The organism is Streptococcus equinus ATCC 9812, from assembly GCF_000187265.1.
Classification (GTDB): Bacteria; Bacillota; Bacilli; order Lactobacillales; family Streptococcaceae; genus Streptococcus; species Streptococcus equinus.
In genome coordinates this window covers 505,872-520,956 of sequence record NZ_GL698429.1, presented here as the reverse complement: position 1 = coordinate 520,956, position 15,085 = coordinate 505,872, and the positions used below count along the sequence as shown (strand labels likewise).

Annotated in this window: 14 protein-coding genes and 1 pseudogene; 14 read left to right on the top strand and 1 reads right to left on the bottom strand. The window is 36.4% G+C overall.

What is annotated here, in order from left to right; translation table 11 throughout:
- Positions 1 to 481, bottom strand: a pseudogene (locus tag HMPREF0819_RS08895) (IS3 family transposase); the annotation flags it as partial.
- A 152-nt stretch (positions 482 to 633) separates the two neighbouring features.
- On the opposite strand from HMPREF0819_RS08895, the gene HMPREF0819_RS02450 reads away from it, so the two are divergent.
- The 14 genes from HMPREF0819_RS02450 (at position 634) to HMPREF0819_RS02385 (ending at position 15,024) form a co-directional block, all read left to right on the top strand.
- Positions 634 to 1,458 carry a ZIP family metal transporter gene (locus tag HMPREF0819_RS02450; RefSeq protein ID WP_004231813.1) on the top strand — a complete coding sequence of 275 codons (825 nt, stop codon included), beginning with the start codon at positions 634 to 636 and terminating at the stop codon, positions 1,456 to 1,458.
- 108 nt (positions 1,459 to 1,566) lie between these two features.
- Entirely contained in the window at positions 1,567 to 1,890 is a 324-nt protein-coding gene (locus HMPREF0819_RS02445) for a putative quinol monooxygenase (protein WP_044023279.1), read from the top strand.
- Between the two features lie 13 nt (positions 1,891 to 1,903).
- The gene (locus tag HMPREF0819_RS02440) at positions 1,904 to 2,236 is read left to right on the top strand and encodes a DUF6568 family protein (RefSeq protein WP_004231806.1); all 333 of its coding nucleotides are present in this window, start codon (positions 1,904 to 1,906) and stop codon (positions 2,234 to 2,236) included.
- A gap of 13 nt (positions 2,237 to 2,249) precedes the next feature.
- Entirely contained in the window at positions 2,250 to 3,605 is a 1,356-nt protein-coding gene (gene gorA, locus HMPREF0819_RS02435; RefSeq protein WP_004231804.1) for a glutathione-disulfide reductase, read from the top strand.
- Between the two features lie 141 nt (positions 3,606 to 3,746).
- Positions 3,747 to 5,057 carry an RsmB/NOP family class I SAM-dependent RNA methyltransferase gene (locus HMPREF0819_RS02430; RefSeq protein WP_004231801.1) on the top strand — a complete coding sequence of 437 codons (1,311 nt, stop codon included), beginning with the start codon at positions 3,747 to 3,749 and terminating at the stop codon, positions 5,055 to 5,057.
- A gap of 132 nt (positions 5,058 to 5,189) precedes the next feature.
- On the top strand, positions 5,190 to 6,056 hold the full coding sequence (locus HMPREF0819_RS02425) for a phosphate ABC transporter substrate-binding protein PstS (RefSeq protein ID WP_004231799.1): 867 nt from the start codon (positions 5,190 to 5,192) through the stop codon (positions 6,054 to 6,056).
- A 10-nt stretch (positions 6,057 to 6,066) separates the two neighbouring features.
- Positions 6,067 to 6,984 carry a phosphate ABC transporter permease subunit PstC gene (gene pstC, locus HMPREF0819_RS02420; protein WP_044023278.1) on the top strand — a complete coding sequence of 306 codons (918 nt, stop codon included), beginning with the start codon at positions 6,067 to 6,069 and terminating at the stop codon, positions 6,982 to 6,984.
- Positions 6,974 to 7,861, top strand: coding sequence for a phosphate ABC transporter permease PstA (gene pstA, locus HMPREF0819_RS02415; RefSeq protein WP_004231795.1), 888 nt, complete (start codon positions 6,974 to 6,976; stop codon positions 7,859 to 7,861). Before pstC ends, pstA begins: the two co-directional genes overlap by 11 nt.
- 10 nt (positions 7,862 to 7,871) lie before the next feature.
- Positions 7,872 to 8,675: a phosphate ABC transporter ATP-binding protein PstB gene (gene pstB, locus HMPREF0819_RS02410; RefSeq protein ID WP_004231794.1), complete on the top strand. Its 804-nt coding sequence runs from the start codon at positions 7,872 to 7,874 to the stop codon at positions 8,673 to 8,675.
- Positions 8,676 to 8,686: 11 nt separating this feature from the next.
- On the top strand, positions 8,687 to 9,445 hold the full coding sequence (gene pstB, locus HMPREF0819_RS02405; RefSeq protein WP_004231792.1) for a phosphate ABC transporter ATP-binding protein PstB: 759 nt from the start codon (positions 8,687 to 8,689) through the stop codon (positions 9,443 to 9,445).
- 31 nt (positions 9,446 to 9,476) lie between these two features.
- Positions 9,477 to 10,130: a phosphate signaling complex protein PhoU gene (phoU, locus tag HMPREF0819_RS02400; protein ID WP_044023277.1), complete on the top strand. Its 654-nt coding sequence runs from the start codon at positions 9,477 to 9,479 to the stop codon at positions 10,128 to 10,130.
- A gap of 208 nt (positions 10,131 to 10,338) precedes the next feature.
- Positions 10,339 to 12,882, top strand: coding sequence for a M1 family metallopeptidase (locus HMPREF0819_RS02395; RefSeq protein ID WP_004231787.1), 2,544 nt, complete (start codon positions 10,339 to 10,341; stop codon positions 12,880 to 12,882).
- Positions 12,883 to 13,034: 152 nt separating this feature from the next.
- Positions 13,035 to 13,709, top strand: a complete 675-nt coding sequence (locus tag HMPREF0819_RS02390; RefSeq protein ID WP_004231785.1) for a response regulator transcription factor — start codon at positions 13,035 to 13,037, stop codon at positions 13,707 to 13,709.
- Positions 13,699 to 15,024: a sensor histidine kinase gene (locus HMPREF0819_RS02385; RefSeq protein ID WP_004231784.1), complete on the top strand. Its 1,326-nt coding sequence runs from the start codon at positions 13,699 to 13,701 to the stop codon at positions 15,022 to 15,024. Before HMPREF0819_RS02390 ends, HMPREF0819_RS02385 begins: the two co-directional genes overlap by 11 nt.
- Positions 15,025 to 15,085 lie beyond the last annotated feature (61 nt).

The window sequence follows — 15,085 nt, the reverse complement described above, 5'->3', positions numbered from 1 at the left end:
CCTGATTTTAGCTTTAAGAACCTTGTTTTTGTCTACTTGTTTAAGTTGTTTGATGTGGTAATAATAACTCGAACGAGGTAAGGATAGAATCTCTAGTAACATTGCTTGAAGTCTTTTTCGGCTGACGTTCCATCTTACTTGGTCTCCCTCTTGTTTTCTCAACAATAGTATACCCATTTTTCTTGTATTGCGCTAGCCAATTGGAAAGTGTTCCTATGTTAGGAAGAGCATATTCAAGAGATACTGATATTTGAGAGTGAGCTTCAAAAAGGACTTGATTGATAATTTCTTGCTTTAGTTCAGGGGAATAGTACCTATTTTTGCTTTTTTTAACAATCTCTACGCCATATCGGTCCATAAGCTTAACCATGTAACGTAGATTTCTAGGATTGACATCATAGGTTTGATCCAGCTGAGGCAAAGACATACCTTGTTTTCTGAGTTGATAGATTTCTAGTTTATCTTCGTAAGTTAATTTCATACAAAAAGCACCCCAATCGTTAGATTTTTTGTCTAACTTTTGGGGTGCAGTTCAGTTTTACTAGGTTTTTCTTTTATTTCTGTGGTAAAATAGGTTTAATTTAAGAAAACGTTTAAGTGACAAATATTATGTAGATTGAAGAGGAAATTTTTATGATAAATTGGCTATTGACGCAGAATGTTGTCTTTTTAGCCTTATTAGCTGGCCTATTTACATGGGGCTGTACGATTCTTGGTTCTGCAGTAGTTTTTTTCTTTACCAAAGTAAGTCGTAAATTACTTGATGTGATGATGGGATTTGCAGCTGGAGTTATGATTGCTGCATCATTTTGGTCTTTGCTTGACCCTGCACTTGCCTATGCCAAAGCTGATTACGGAAGTTACGCATGGATTCCAGCGGCTGTTGGCTTTCTTCTTGGAGGATTTAGTCTTCGCTTGATTGATGCGGTTGTTCCTCACCTACATCTTGGAAAGGATGTTTCAGAGGCAGAAGGGCTTCACCCTAAAAAGAAATTGTCTAAAACTGCTTTGCTCTTGTTAGCAATAACTATTCATAATTTTCCGGAAGGATTAGCAGTAGGGGTTACTTTTGGTGCACTGGCTTCTGGAAATATGACAACTGCTGCGCTTGTAGGAGCAATTGGTCTTGCTATTGGGATTGGTCTTCAGAATATCCCTGAAGGAGCAGCCTTATCAATTCCAATTCGTGCGGATGGTAGCTCTCGAAAACGAGCATTTTTCCTTGGTTCTATGTCAGCAATTGTTGAACCTATTGGAGCTGTCCTTGGCTCAGCTCTTGTCATCGTCATGTTGCAGATTATTCCCTATGCCCTTGCTTACGCAGCTGGTGCGATGATTTTCGTTGTTGTTGAAGAGCTAATTCCAGAATCACAAACTAATGGAAATACTGATGTTGCCACACTTGGCTTAATGGTCGGTTTTGTGATTATGATGGTGATGGATGTCGCCTTAGGTTAATGATAAAAGGTAAAAAGCTAGCATGTCTTGCTAGCTTTTTTGCGTGCTGATTATTTGAAACTGTTTTTAAAATTTAATAAAATAGTAAAAAAAGAAAGAGGGATTAAAATGTCAATTACAGTTAATTTATACTATAAAGGTGTTAATGGAAATGCTAGAAAATTCATGGAAGAGATGGAAAATTCAGGGACAGCAGATGCTATTCGTGCAGAAAAAGGGAACCTAAGATATGACTACTTTATTCCCGCCAAAGACCCTGAGACAGTTCTTTTAATTGATAGTTGGGAAAATCAAGAAGCTATCGACGTTCACCATGTTTCACCTATGATGGCAATTCTAGCAAAACTTCGTGACAAGTATGATTTGCATATGACGGTGGAACGTTATGTGTCAGATGATACTGATATCGATAGTGAATTTATTCGCAAATAATTAGGAGAATTATATGACTACATTTGCAGATTTTTTTACACCAATAAACGTAGTTAAAGCAGAAAATCAATTACAAAACGCTGAAGAATTTATTCTATTTATTGGGCGCCCTACATGTCCTTATTGTCGACGTTTTGAGCCAAAATTAACTCAGGTTGCTAAAGAGAATAAACTTGATGTTTATTACATTAACAGTGATGAAATTTCACCTGAATTAGATAATCTTCGCTCTACTTATAATGTCGCTACAGTGCCAGGCCTTTTAGTGGCTAAAGGTGGCAGAGTTAAAGTAGTTTGTGATTCTTCATTATCAGAGGAAGAAATTTTGGATTTTATTAAAAAATAGATTCGGGGATTTTATGGAAATAAAACAATACGATTATATTGTGATTGGTGGCGGTTCTGGCGGTATCGCTTCAGCAAATCGAGCTGCGATACATGGCGCAAAAGTCATTCTTTTTGAAGCAAGACAAGTTGGTGGTACTTGCGTAAATCTAGGTTGTGTCCCTAAAAAAGTAATGTGGTATGGCGCTCAGGTTTCAGAAACTCTGAATAGGTACGCTGAAGAGTATGGTTTTCAAATCGAAAATACAACGTTTGATTTTAATAAATTGAAAGAAAATCGTCAAAATTATATTAATCGGATTCATGCTTCTTATGAACGTGGATTTGATAGTAATGGCGTCGAACGTGTTTACGAGTATGCTCGTTTTGTTGATGCACACACTGTTGAGGCAGCAGGACAATATTACACAGCTCCGCATATCTTAATTGCAACTGGTGGTCAGGCCATCTATCCGAATATTCCAGGTGCTGAGTATGGCATGGTTTCGGATGGCTTTTTTGAACTGAATGAAATTCCAAAACGCACTGCTGTTGTTGGAGCGGGTTATATTGCCGTTGAACTTGCTGGAGTTTTACATACTCTTGGTTCACAGACAGACTTATTTGTTCGAAAAGACCGCCCACTTCGTAAGTTTGATAAAGAAATTGTAGATGTTCTTGTTGATGTGATGTCTGAAGATGGGCCAAATCTGCATACTCACTCTGTTCCAAAAGAAGTTATTAAAAACGATGATGATTCACTTACATTGTTTTTAGAAAATGGTGAGTCATACACAGTCGATGCCATTATTTGGGCAATTGGGCGAAAAGCTAATATTTCTGGTTTCGGACTTGAAAAGACAGGTGTTGCATTAACAGACGATGGTTTTATTGAAACAGACGCATACGAAAATACTACGGTTGAAGGCATTTATGCTTTGGGAGATGTCAATGGTAAATTGGAATTAACTCCAGTTGCTGTTAAAGCTGGACGTCAATTGTCTGAAAGACTATTTAACAACAAACCTGATGCAAAGATAGATTATCATAATGTTCCAACAGTTATTTTCAGTCACCCAGCAATAGGTTCTATTGGCTTTTCGGAAGAAAAAGCTATTGAAAAGTATGGCGCTGATAACGTAAAAGTCTACCGTTCAAGCTTTACTCCGATGTACACAGCTTTGGGAGCTCATCGTCAACCAAGTAAGATGAAATTAGTGACCCTTGGTAAGGAAGAAAAAATCATCGGACTTCATGGTATTGGATACGGTGTTGATGAAATGATTCAAGGATTCGCAGTCGCCATAAAAATGGGGGCAACAAAAGAGGATTTTGATAGTACAGTAGCCATCCACCCAACGGGATCAGAAGAGTTCGTGACGATGAGATAACTTTGTTATTAAAGGGGCTCAGAGAAATTAGTGATAACGAGATAAAGAAGTAGCTTTTAATGGCTACTTTTTTCTTTTATTTAGAGTTTTTAAGATTAGTTGAAAGTTGTAAATCATATGTGAAATTGTTATTATAGAAGTATGAAATTACCTGATAAGTTTATTGAAAAATATCGTAATCTTCTTGGTCAAGAAGCAGATGATTTCTTTGCTACATTTGATGAAGAAGCGGTCTCTGGATTTCGAGTAAATCCTCTAAAAAATGCTCAGCAAGAATTTGACTCCCCGATTCCAAATACTCCTTGGGGATACTATGGAAAAGTTTCTGGAAAATCAGCTGAGCACGTTTCGGGTCTTGTTTATTCTCAAGAACCAGCTGCACAGATGGTTGCCCAAGTTGCATCACCAAAAGAAAACATGCGAGTACTTGATTTAGCAGCAGCGCCTGGTGGAAAATCAACCCACCTTCTTAGTTATATGAATAACACTGGGGTGCTTGTCAGCAATGAAATTTCAAGCAAACGTAGTAAAATTTTGGTTGAAAATATTGAACGATTTGGTGCTAGAAATGTTGTAGTAACTAATGAAAGTTCTGATAAGTTAGCTAAAGTTTTCAAAGAATACTTTGATTTGATTGTTTTTGATGGCCCATGTTCTGGAGAAGGAATGTTCCGTAAGGACCCTCAAGCAACTCAGTATTGGCATGAAGGTTACCCAGCAGAATGTGCGAGTCTTCAAAAAGAAATTTTGGAAGAAGCCATGAAAATGCTAGCGCCCGGTGGAACACTAGTTTATTCAACTTGTACTTGGTCGCCAGAAGAAAATGAAGGTGTTGTTAAATGGTTATTGTCAACCTATGATAACTTAGAACTTGTTCCTATCGAAAAAATCAATGGGATGGCCGAAGGAATTGAGATGCCAGAAGTTGCTCGTATGTATCCTCATTGTTTTAAAGGCGAGGGTCAGTTCGTTGCTAAATTGCGTGATACACGAGAACCTTCTCATTCCAAAGTTAAGCCAGTTAAATCTAATTTGACAAAAGATCAATTGACATTGTGGCAAGATTTTGCAAAAGATCATATTAAGGTCGAATTGAAAGGACTTTTGCAAACTTTTGGTGATAATTTGTATTTATTGCCAGAAGGTCTGCCAGATCTTAAAAAACTAAAAATTGCTCGAAATGGACTCCATCTTGGAACATTTAAGAAAAATCGTTTTGAACCATCGTTTGCTTTAGGCTTGGCACTTTCTCCAAAAGAAGTAGTACAGTCTGTAGAAATTGATATAGAACAGTTCAAGGTTTATGTCACTGGAAATGTCATAAATTTAACTGATCAACTAAAAAATGGTTGGTATTTAATTTCTGTAAATGGCAATGGAATAGGTTTTGCAAAAATTACTGGAAATAGTCTGAAAAATTATTTTCCAAAGGGTCTTCGCTTTAATCCGTAAACTGTTACAGGTACAATTTTTACCTTGCACACACTTTTCAAGGTTTCTGTGATGTGTTACTATTTCCTTGTGAGGTATTTTTAATACTTCATAGAATTTACTCTTTATTTTCAAAAGAAGTAGGAATCGCAAATGAAAAAAAAGAAAATTATTAGCTTTTTATTGCTAGTTACTTCAGTTACTTTTGCTCTATCTGGCTGTGCAAGCTGGATTGACAAAGGTCAGTCGATTACTAGTGTCGGATCGACAGCTTTACAACCTTTGGTTGAAGCTGCCGCGGATGAATTTGGTTCGACAAATGTTGGGAAAACAGTCAATGTTCAAGGTGGTGGATCTGGTACAGGTCTCTCACAAGTTCAATCAGGGGCTGTACAAATTGGTAATAGCGATGTTTTCGCTGAGGAAAAAGAAGGAATTGATGCTGATAAGCTAGTTGATCATCAAGTAGCGGTAGCAGGGCTTGCTGTGATTGTTAATAAGAAAGTCTCAGTTAATAATTTAACAACAGACCAACTTCACCAGATTTTTACTGGTAAAATTACCAATTGGAAAGAAGTTGGAGGACCAGATTTAGCTATTTCAATCATTAACCGTGCTGCAAGTTCAGGTTCGCGTGCGACATTTGATAGCATCATCATGAAAGGTGATTCAGCTGTCCAAAGTCAAGAACAGGATTCAAATGGTATGGTCAAGTCAATTGTTTCGCAAACACCAGGAGCTATTTCTTATCTTGCTTTTGCTTACGTTGATACTTCTGTTAAAACAATTCGTTTAAACGGGTACAAACCGACAGCTGAAAATGTCACAACAAATAACTGGCCACTTTGGGCGTACGAACATATGTACACAAAGGGCAAAGCAACTGGCTTGACTAAAGAATTTTTGGATTTTGTTATGAGTGACAAAGTGCAAAAAGGTATTGTTGAACACATGGGCTATATTTCAGTTAATGATATGCGTGTTACAAAAACAGCTGATGGCACAGTTACAACGAAATAAGGGAGATGCTATGAGAAATCAAGATCTTGAAAAACAGTTAACGACGCCTTCGAAGAATTCTCGTCTTGAGAAATTTGGAAAAAGCATTACATTCTTTTGTTTGGTACTTATTGTTTTTATTGTAGCAATGATTTTAATTTTCGTTGCTCAAAAAGGATTATCCACTTTCTTTGTTGATGGTGTTAATCCAATCACATTCCTATTTGGAAGTAAATGGGATCCAAGTTCAGGATCATTTGGTGCTTTACCAATGATTTTAGGATCATTTATTGTAACTATTTTGTCTGCCTTGATAGCAACACCGATTGCTATTGGTGCAGCAGTATTTATGACAGAAATTTCTCCAAAATATGGAGCCAAAATTTTACAACCAGCCATTGAATTACTGACAGGTATTCCATCTGTTGTTTATGGATTCATTGGTTTGCAGGTTATCGTGCCATTCACTCGTTTAATCTTTGGTGGAACTGGTTTTGGTATTTTATCTGGTGTCTGCGTGCTATTTGTTATGATTCTACCAACAGTAACTTTCATGACAATTGATAGTTTAAAAGCAGTACCAAGACATTATAAAGAAGCAAGTTTAGCTATGGGTGCCACTCGATGGCAAACAATTTGGCGTGTTATTCTAAACGCCGCAAGACCTGGTATTTTTACCGCAGTCATTTTCGGTATGGCGCGTGCCTTTGGTGAAGCCTTAGCTATTCAAATGGTTGTTGGTAACTCAGCAGTAGTGCCAAGTTCGCTAACAACTCCAGCTGCAACATTAACATCAGTTCTTACAATGGGAATTGGTAACACAGTTATGGGAACTGTTCAAAATAATGTTCTTTGGTCACTAGCATTAGTCTTGCTCATCATGAGTCTAGGATTTAACATGCTCGTTAAATTTATTACAAGAGAAAGAAAGAGAAACTATGCACGCTAAGAAATTTGATAAGTTGGCAACAGGAATTCTCTACACAATCGCTGGAATCATTGTTGCAATTTTGGCATCATTACTACTATACATCTTGGTTAATGGATTACCATATGTTAATTGGTCATTCTTGACAGGAAAATCATCATCGTATGAAGCTGGTGGTGGTATCGGGATTCAATTGTATAATTCCCTCTTTCTCTTGGTGATTACATTAGTCATTTCTATTCCACTTTCAATGGGAGCAGGAATTTATCTATCTGAATATGCGAAAAAAGGACGCTTTACAAACTTTATCAGAACTTGTATTGAGATTCTTTCATCATTACCATCTGTAGTTGTTGGTTTGTTTGGTTATCTTATCTTCGTTGTTCAGTTCCAATATGGATTTTCAATCCTTTCAGGTGCGCTGGCACTTACTGTATTTAACTTGCCGCAAATGACACGTAATGTTGAAGATGGTCTTCGTAATGTTCACCATACACAACGTGAAGCTGGACTCGCTCTTGGTTTGTCACGCTGGGAAACAGTTGTTCACGTGGTTATTCCAGAAGCACTACCAAGTATTGTCACTGGTATCGTCCTAGCATCGGGTCGTATCTTTGGTGAAGCAGCTGCACTTATTTATACTGCTGGTCAGTCAGCACCAGCTCTTGACTGGGGAAACTGGAATCCACTAAGTGTTACAAGTCCAATTTCAATTTTCCGTCAAGCTGAAACACTAGCTGTTCACATTTGGAAAGTTAATAGTGAAGGAACAATTCCTGATGCAACTCAAGTATCTCAAGGTAGTGCTGCTGTTCTATTAGTTTTCATTTTGATTTTCAACCTTTTAGCTCGCTACATTGGTAAAAAACTTCACGCTAAGTTGACTTCAGCAAAATAAAGGAGAAGAGATGACAAAATATAATTGGAATGAAAGACATATTATTACTTTTCCTGAAGAAAAATTAGCACTTTCTACAAAAGACCTTCATGTCTATTATGGACAAAAAGAAGCTATCAAAGGGATTGATATGCAGTTTGAAAAAAATAAAATTACTGCGCTTATCGGTCCATCAGGATGTGGTAAATCAACTTTTCTTCGTAGCCTAAATCGTATGAATGACACCATCGATATCGCCAAAGTAACAGGTCAAATCTTATATGAAGGTATCGATGTTAATGCTAAAAATATTAACGTGTACGAAATGCGTAAGCACATTGGAATGGTTTTCCAAAGACCAAATCCATTTGCTAAATCAATTTATAAAAACATTACATTTGCCTATGAACGTGCAGGTGTCAAAGATAAACAATTCTTAGATGAGATTGTTGAAACTTCTTTAAAACAAGCTGCGCTATGGGATCAAGTTAAAGATGACTTACACAAATCTGCTTTTACGCTATCAGGTGGTCAGCAGCAACGTTTGTGTATTGCTCGCGCTATTGCAGTTAAACCTGATATCCTTTTGATGGATGAACCGGCATCAGCACTTGACCCTGTTGCGACAATGCAGTTAGAAGATACAATGTTTGAGTTGAAAAAAGATTATACAATCATTATTGTGACTCACAACATGCAACAAGCTGCTCGCGCTAGTGATTACACAGCGTTCTTTTACTTGGGAGATTTGATTGAATACGATAAAACAAACAACATCTTCCAAAATGCTAAATTACAATCAACTAGCGACTATGTATCAGGACATTTTGGTTAGGAAGGCATGACATGACAGAACCTATTTTACAAGTAAGAGACCTATCTGTTTACTATAATAAGAAAAAAGCTCTCAATAATGTCTCTATGGATTTCTATCCTAATGAAATTACAGCTCTCATCGGACCATCTGGCTCAGGAAAATCAACATTATTGCGTTCAATTAACCGTATGGGTGATTTGAATCCCGAAGTAACTTTAACAGGATCGATTGTGTATAACGGACACAATATTTATAGTCCACGTACTGACACTGTTGAACTTCGTAAAGAAATTGGTATGGTTTTTCAACAACCTAATCCATTTCCAATGTCAATTTATGAAAATGTGGTTTACGGGTTGCGTCTAAAAGGAATTAAAGACAAGCAAGTCCTTGACGAAGCAGTTGAAAAATCTTTAATTGGTGCATCAATCTGGGATGAAGTTAAAGACCGTTTACATGATTCTGCACTAGGTTTATCAGGTGGTCAACAACAACGTGTCTGTGTTGCACGTGTTCTTGCGACAAGTCCAAAAATTATTTTGCTTGATGAACCAACATCAGCACTCGATCCAATTTCAGCAGGTAAAGTCGAAGACACACTTTATGGCTTGAAAGACAAATACACAATGCTTCTTGTCACACGTTCAATGCAACAAGCATCACGTATTTCAGATCGTACAGGATTCTTCTTGGATGGAAAACTTATTGAATATGGTAATACACATGAAATGTTTATGGAGCCTAAATGCAAAGAAACCGAAGACTACATCACCGGTAAATTTGGATAATGATGAAAAGTTTCAAAAGGGAGATGATATTATGTTAAGATCAAAGTTTGATGATGATTTAGAAAAATTGCATAATCAGTTCTATGCAATGGGAACTGAAGTGTTGTCACAAATCAATAAAACTGTTAGAGCTTTTATCAGTCATGACCGAGAACTGGCAAAAGAAGTTATTGAGGATGACGAAATTGTTAATAATTTCGAAACAAAACTTGAAAAAGAATCTCTTGAAATCATTGCTTTACAGCAACCTGTATCACAAGATTTACGTACTGTAATTACTGTTTTAAAAGCTTCAAGTGACGTTGAACGAATGGGCGACCATGCTGCATCAATCGCGAAAGCAACTATTCGTGTTAAAGGTGAAGAACGTCTTCCAGAAGTAGAAGCAGAAATCAAAAAAATGGGTAAAGCCGTTCGAAATATGGTTGAAGAAGCGCTAGACGTCTACGTAACAGGTGATGAAGAACGTGCCTATGAAGTTGCAGCTTCAGATGAAGTAATTGATAACTACTTTAAAGAAATTCAAAATATGGCTGTTGAGTCTATTCGACAACAACCTGATACAGTATTTGCTGGTAAAGAATACCTTCAAGTCATTACTTACTTAGAACGTATTGGTGACTATGCTCGTAACCTTTGTGAATGGGTTATTTACCTTAAAACAGGGAAAATCATTGAATTATAAAATATTTAAGAGAAGGGAAAACCTTCTCTTTTTTAATTTTTAAAAACTGACATATATCATATTTTGTGATATAATGATGAAGTTTGATAGTTTCGTATGTCTATTATAAAATAACTGCCCTCTGATATGTGAGGCTGTCACCAGATTCAAATTTTTAGAGATTAGATGATATGAGGAAAGACCTCATTCTACGTTTTAAAGGAGTTATATGAAAACTGTAGAACATTTTATTGAAAAGTTTGTTCCTGAGAATTACAACATTTATCTTGATATCAATCGTCAAGATAAAACTTTTTCAGGAAATGTTGCCATTAATGGTGAGGCTTTGGATAATGCCATTTCATTCCACCAAAAGGATTTGACAATTGCATCAATTTTGTTAGACAATCAAAATCTTGAATTTACAATTGATAATGTTAATGATGCAGTTCACGTTGAATTACCAGAAACTGGAACAATGACATTGGTTCTTGAATTCTCTGGTAAAATTACTGACAATATGACAGGTATTTATCCATCATATTACACAGTAGATGGTGTTAAAAAAGAAGTTATTTCAACACAGTTTGAAAGCCACTTTGCGCGTGAAGCTTTTCCATGTATTGATGAACCAGAAGCAAAAGCTACTTTTGATTTAAGCATCAAATTTGACCAAACTGAAGGTGAAATCGTTCTTTCAAACATGCCAGAAGTTGATGCTGAACGTCGTCAAGAAACTGGTCTTTGGACGTTTGACACTACACCTCGTATGTCATCTTATTTGCTAGCCTTTGCACTTGGTGATTTGCAAGGAAAAACAGCAAAAACTAAAAATGGTACTGAAGTTGGTGTCTTCTCAACAAAAGCGCACGCACTTAAATCTCTTGATTTCTCACTTGATATTGCTGTTCGTGTTATTGATTTTTATGAAGAATACTTTGGTGTTAAATATCCTATTCCATTGTCTTACCACGTGGCTCTTCCAGACTTTTCAGCTGGAGCTATGGAAAACTGGGGCTTGGTAACATACCGTGAAGTTTACCTTCTTGTTGATGAAAATTCAACTGTTAAAAGCCGTCAAAGTGTAGCACTTGTTGTTGCACACGAGTTGGCTCACCAATGGTTCGGTAACCTGGTTACAATGAAATGGTGGGATGATTTATGGTTAAATGAATCATTTGCCAATATGATGGAATACGTTTCAGTTGATGCCATCGAACCATCATGGAATATTTTCGAAGATTTCCAAACTGGTGGACTTCCATTGGCTCTTAAACGTGATGCTACTGATGGCGTTCAATCAGTTCATGTTGAAGTTAAACACCCAGATGAAATCAATACATTATTTGACCCAGCAATCGTGTATGCAAAAGGTAGCCGTTTGATGCACATGCTTCGTCGCTGGTTAAGTGATGATGATTTCCGTGCAGGCCTTAAGATTTACTTTGAAAAACACCAATACGGAAATACAATTGGTCGTGACTTATGGAATGCATTGTCTGAAGCATCTGGAAAAGATGTTGCAGCATTTATGGATGCATGGTTGGAACAACCTGGGTACCCAGTTGTGACTGCAGAAGTTGTTAATGATACACTTGTTCTTAGTCAAAAACAATTCTTCATCGGTGAAAATGTAGACCAAAATCGTATTTGGCCAATTCCACTTAATAGCAACTGGAAAGGTCTGCCAGATACTCTTACAGATGCACGCCTTGAAATTCCAAATTATAGTCAATTAGCTGCTGATAACGAAGGTGGTTTCCGTCTAAATACTGAAAACACAGCACATTACATCACTAATTATAAAGGTGAGTTGCTAAATACAGTTCTTAACCAACTAACTGAACTTGATACTGTTTCAAAACTTCAAGTCATTCAAGAACGTCGTTTGTTAGCTGAAAGTGGTGAAATTTCATACGCAGAATTAGTACCTTTGTTGACTAGACTTGCAGATGAAACTTCATATTTAGTTGCTGAAGCTATTTCACAAGTTGTTGATGGTTTAGATATTTTCTTAGAAGAAGGCAGCCAAGCACAAGCTCAATTCAAAGCATTGATTAGTCATTTGATGCAAAGGAACTATGATCGTCTTGGATTTGAACCAAAAGCTGGTGAATCTGATGAAGATGAAATGGTTCGTCAAAATACAATTTCATTGATGTTGTATGCTGATAATGAAGATGCAGTAACAAAAGCAGAAGCTATTTTCCATGAACACAAGGATAATATTGAAGCAATTCCTGCATCAATCCGCATGTCAGTTCTAGCAAACCAAATCAAGCATGCTGAAACTGAAGAATTAGTTTCACTTTATCTTGATACTTACGTTAAGACAAATGATGGAAACTTCAAACGTCAGTTAGCCTCAGCTTTGTCAAATACAAAATCTGAAGCAACAGTTGAATGTGTCTTAGCTGAGTTGAAAAATAAAGATGTTGTCAAACCTCAAGACCTTGCTATGAGTTGGTATCGTCCATTCCTTGACAAACCATTCTCTCAAGGAGCATTCTGGACTTGGGCACGTGAAAACTGGGATTGGATTAAAGCAGCACTTGGTGGTGACATGAGCTTTGATAAATTTGTTATCTACCCAGCTAATTCATTCAAGACAGTCGAACGTCTTGAGGAATACAAAGCATTCTTTGAGCCACAACTTGATGATATGGCAATCAGCCGCAATATCACAATGGGTATCAAAGAAATCTCTGCTCGTATTGATTTGATTAGCACAAGTAAAATCGCAGTTGAAGAAGCTCTCGCAGCTGTAAAATAATATAAATTTAAAAGTATTTGAGGTCATCTCAGACGCTTTTTTAGGATATCTTAAGTTCTTTAAGGTATCCTTTTTCTATTAATAAATTGTGTAAAATGCTTAGACCTAAGAGATAAGTCATGATATAATAAAGTAAATAAGGGAGCAGATATATGATTAAAATTTTATTAGTAGAAGATGATTTGAGCTTGTCGAATTCAATTTTTGATTTTTTGGATGATTTTGCGGATGTCATGCAGGTTTTTGACGGCGCAGAAGGCTTGTACGAAGCAGAAAGTGGTGTTTATGACCTTATTTTGCTTGATTTGATGTTGCCAGAAAAAGATGGTTTCCAAATTCTTAAAGAATTACGTGAAAAATGCGTTTCAACACCTGTTTTGATTATGACAGCTAAAGAAAGTCTTGATGATAAAGGGCACGGATTCGAATTAGGTGCTGATGATTACCTAACAAAACCATTTTATCTTGAAGAGCTTAAGATGCGTATTCAAGCTCTTTTAAAACGTTCAGGTAAATTTAATAACAATACTTTGTCATATCATGAATTAACTGCGGATACTTCAACAAATACAACAACTGTTAATGGTGAAAAAGTTGAATTACTAGGTAAAGAGTTTGATTTGTTAGTATACTTTTTGCAAAACCAAAATGTCATTTTGCCAAAATCACAAATTTTTGACCGTATTTGGGGCTTTGATAGCGATACTACAATTTCAGTTGTTGAAGTATACGTTTCAAAAATTCGTAAAAAACTCAAAGGCACTAGTTTTGCCGATAGTCTTCAAACACTACGTAGTGTAGGTTACATATTGAAAGATGCTGAATAATATAAAGAAAAAATTATCTACGGGGACTTTCTCACACTTTTTCCTTTTTTTTGCTGTGTTTACAGGGATTTTCATTATTATGACAATTATTATCCTGCAAATCATCCGATATGGTTTATATTCTTCTGTCGACACGACATTACAAAACGCTGCTAATAATGCTAGTGATTATGTTACGAGAACGATGGAGAGAAGTGACTCGATTCAATCCGATAATACGATTAATCAATCTGGGAAAAATAAACCGAGTTCAAATGGTGGATTGAGTAATGTTAGTGTCCTTTTGTATGATTGCAACGGTAAAATAGTTAATGCTTTAGATGCCTTTATTCAATTTGGCTCACTAACGACGAGCGTTAATGATGATAAAATCGGTGAAATAAGCGAAGAGAAGATGACTACGATTTTCGGTCAAACTGAAAAGTATCACGTCTTGACTGTCAGAGTTTATAGCAGTGATTATCCAACAATTCAATACGCAACCTTTCTAATTAGTGTTCGTCAGCTTGACGAGGCAAATGAAAGATATGTGACAATTACTATTACAGTTATGGTTATCTTTTGGATTATTTCAATTTTAGCGAGTATTTATCTTGCAAACTGGACTCGTAAACCGATTCTTGAAAGTTATGAAAAACAGAAACGCTTTGTTGAGAATGCCAGTCATGAGTTGAGAACGCCGCTTGCTGTTTTGCAAAATCGTCTTGAAAGTTTGTTTAGACGTCCAGATGCAACAATTTTAGATAATAGCGAAAGTATTGCTGCAAGTCTTGATGAAGTGCGAAATATGCGTATTCTGACAACAAATCTTTTAAATCTTGCTAGACGTGATGATGGTTTGAAAGTTGAATTGGAAGAAATTCATCCATCAACCTTTAATGAGATTTTTGAAAATTATCAGATGATTGCTCACGAAAATAATAAAAAGTTCACTGCACACAATTTAGCTAATCGTCCGATAAAATCAGATAAGACTCTTTTGAAACAACTAATGACTATTTTATTTGATAATGCCATTAAGTACACTGGTGATGATGGCGTTATTGAATTTACCATTAAAACAACAGAACGCCAAACTATTTTAACTATTGCTGATAACGGACCTGGTGTTAGTGATGCCGATAAGCAGAAGATTTTTGATCGCTTTTACCGTGTCGACAAGGCAAGGACGCGCCAACAAGGGGGATTTGGTTTGGGTTTGTCTCTAGCGAAGCAAATTGTTGATGCTTTGAAGGGTGATATTCAGGTTAAAGATAACAAACCAAAAGGAATTATTTTTGAAGTTCGTTTCAACAGACATAATTTTGGTAAATAAAAAAGGCTCTTTGTCAACTGTAGTGGGTTGACTTATAATCACATGCGAGAGAGGACTTTGA

Coding starts and splice junctions, on each gene's coding strand:
- HMPREF0819_RS02440 (WP_004231806.1), top strand. CDS start 1,904: ATGACTACATTTGCAGATTTTTTTACACCAATAAACGTAGTTAAAGCA.
- HMPREF0819_RS02425 (WP_004231799.1), top strand. CDS start 5,190: ATGAAAAAAAAGAAAATTATTAGCTTTTTATTGCTAGTTACTTCAGTT.
- pstB (WP_004231792.1), top strand. CDS start 8,687: ATGACAGAACCTATTTTACAAGTAAGAGACCTATCTGTTTACTATAAT.
- HMPREF0819_RS02445 (WP_044023279.1), top strand. CDS start 1,567: ATGTCAATTACAGTTAATTTATACTATAAAGGTGTTAATGGAAATGCT.
- HMPREF0819_RS02385 (WP_004231784.1), top strand. CDS start 13,699: ATGCTGAATAATATAAAGAAAAAATTATCTACGGGGACTTTCTCACAC.
- HMPREF0819_RS02390 (WP_004231785.1), top strand. CDS start 13,035: ATGATTAAAATTTTATTAGTAGAAGATGATTTGAGCTTGTCGAATTCA.
- pstA (WP_004231795.1), top strand. CDS start 6,974: ATGCACGCTAAGAAATTTGATAAGTTGGCAACAGGAATTCTCTACACA.
- HMPREF0819_RS02395 (WP_004231787.1), top strand. CDS start 10,339: ATGAAAACTGTAGAACATTTTATTGAAAAGTTTGTTCCTGAGAATTAC.
- HMPREF0819_RS02450 (WP_004231813.1), top strand. CDS start 634: ATGATAAATTGGCTATTGACGCAGAATGTTGTCTTTTTAGCCTTATTA.
- pstC (WP_044023278.1), top strand. CDS start 6,067: ATGAGAAATCAAGATCTTGAAAAACAGTTAACGACGCCTTCGAAGAAT.
- phoU (WP_044023277.1), top strand. CDS start 9,477: ATGTTAAGATCAAAGTTTGATGATGATTTAGAAAAATTGCATAATCAG.
- pstB (WP_004231794.1), top strand. CDS start 7,872: ATGACAAAATATAATTGGAATGAAAGACATATTATTACTTTTCCTGAA.
- gorA (WP_004231804.1), top strand. CDS start 2,250: ATGGAAATAAAACAATACGATTATATTGTGATTGGTGGCGGTTCTGGC.
- HMPREF0819_RS02430 (WP_004231801.1), top strand. CDS start 3,747: ATGAAATTACCTGATAAGTTTATTGAAAAATATCGTAATCTTCTTGGT.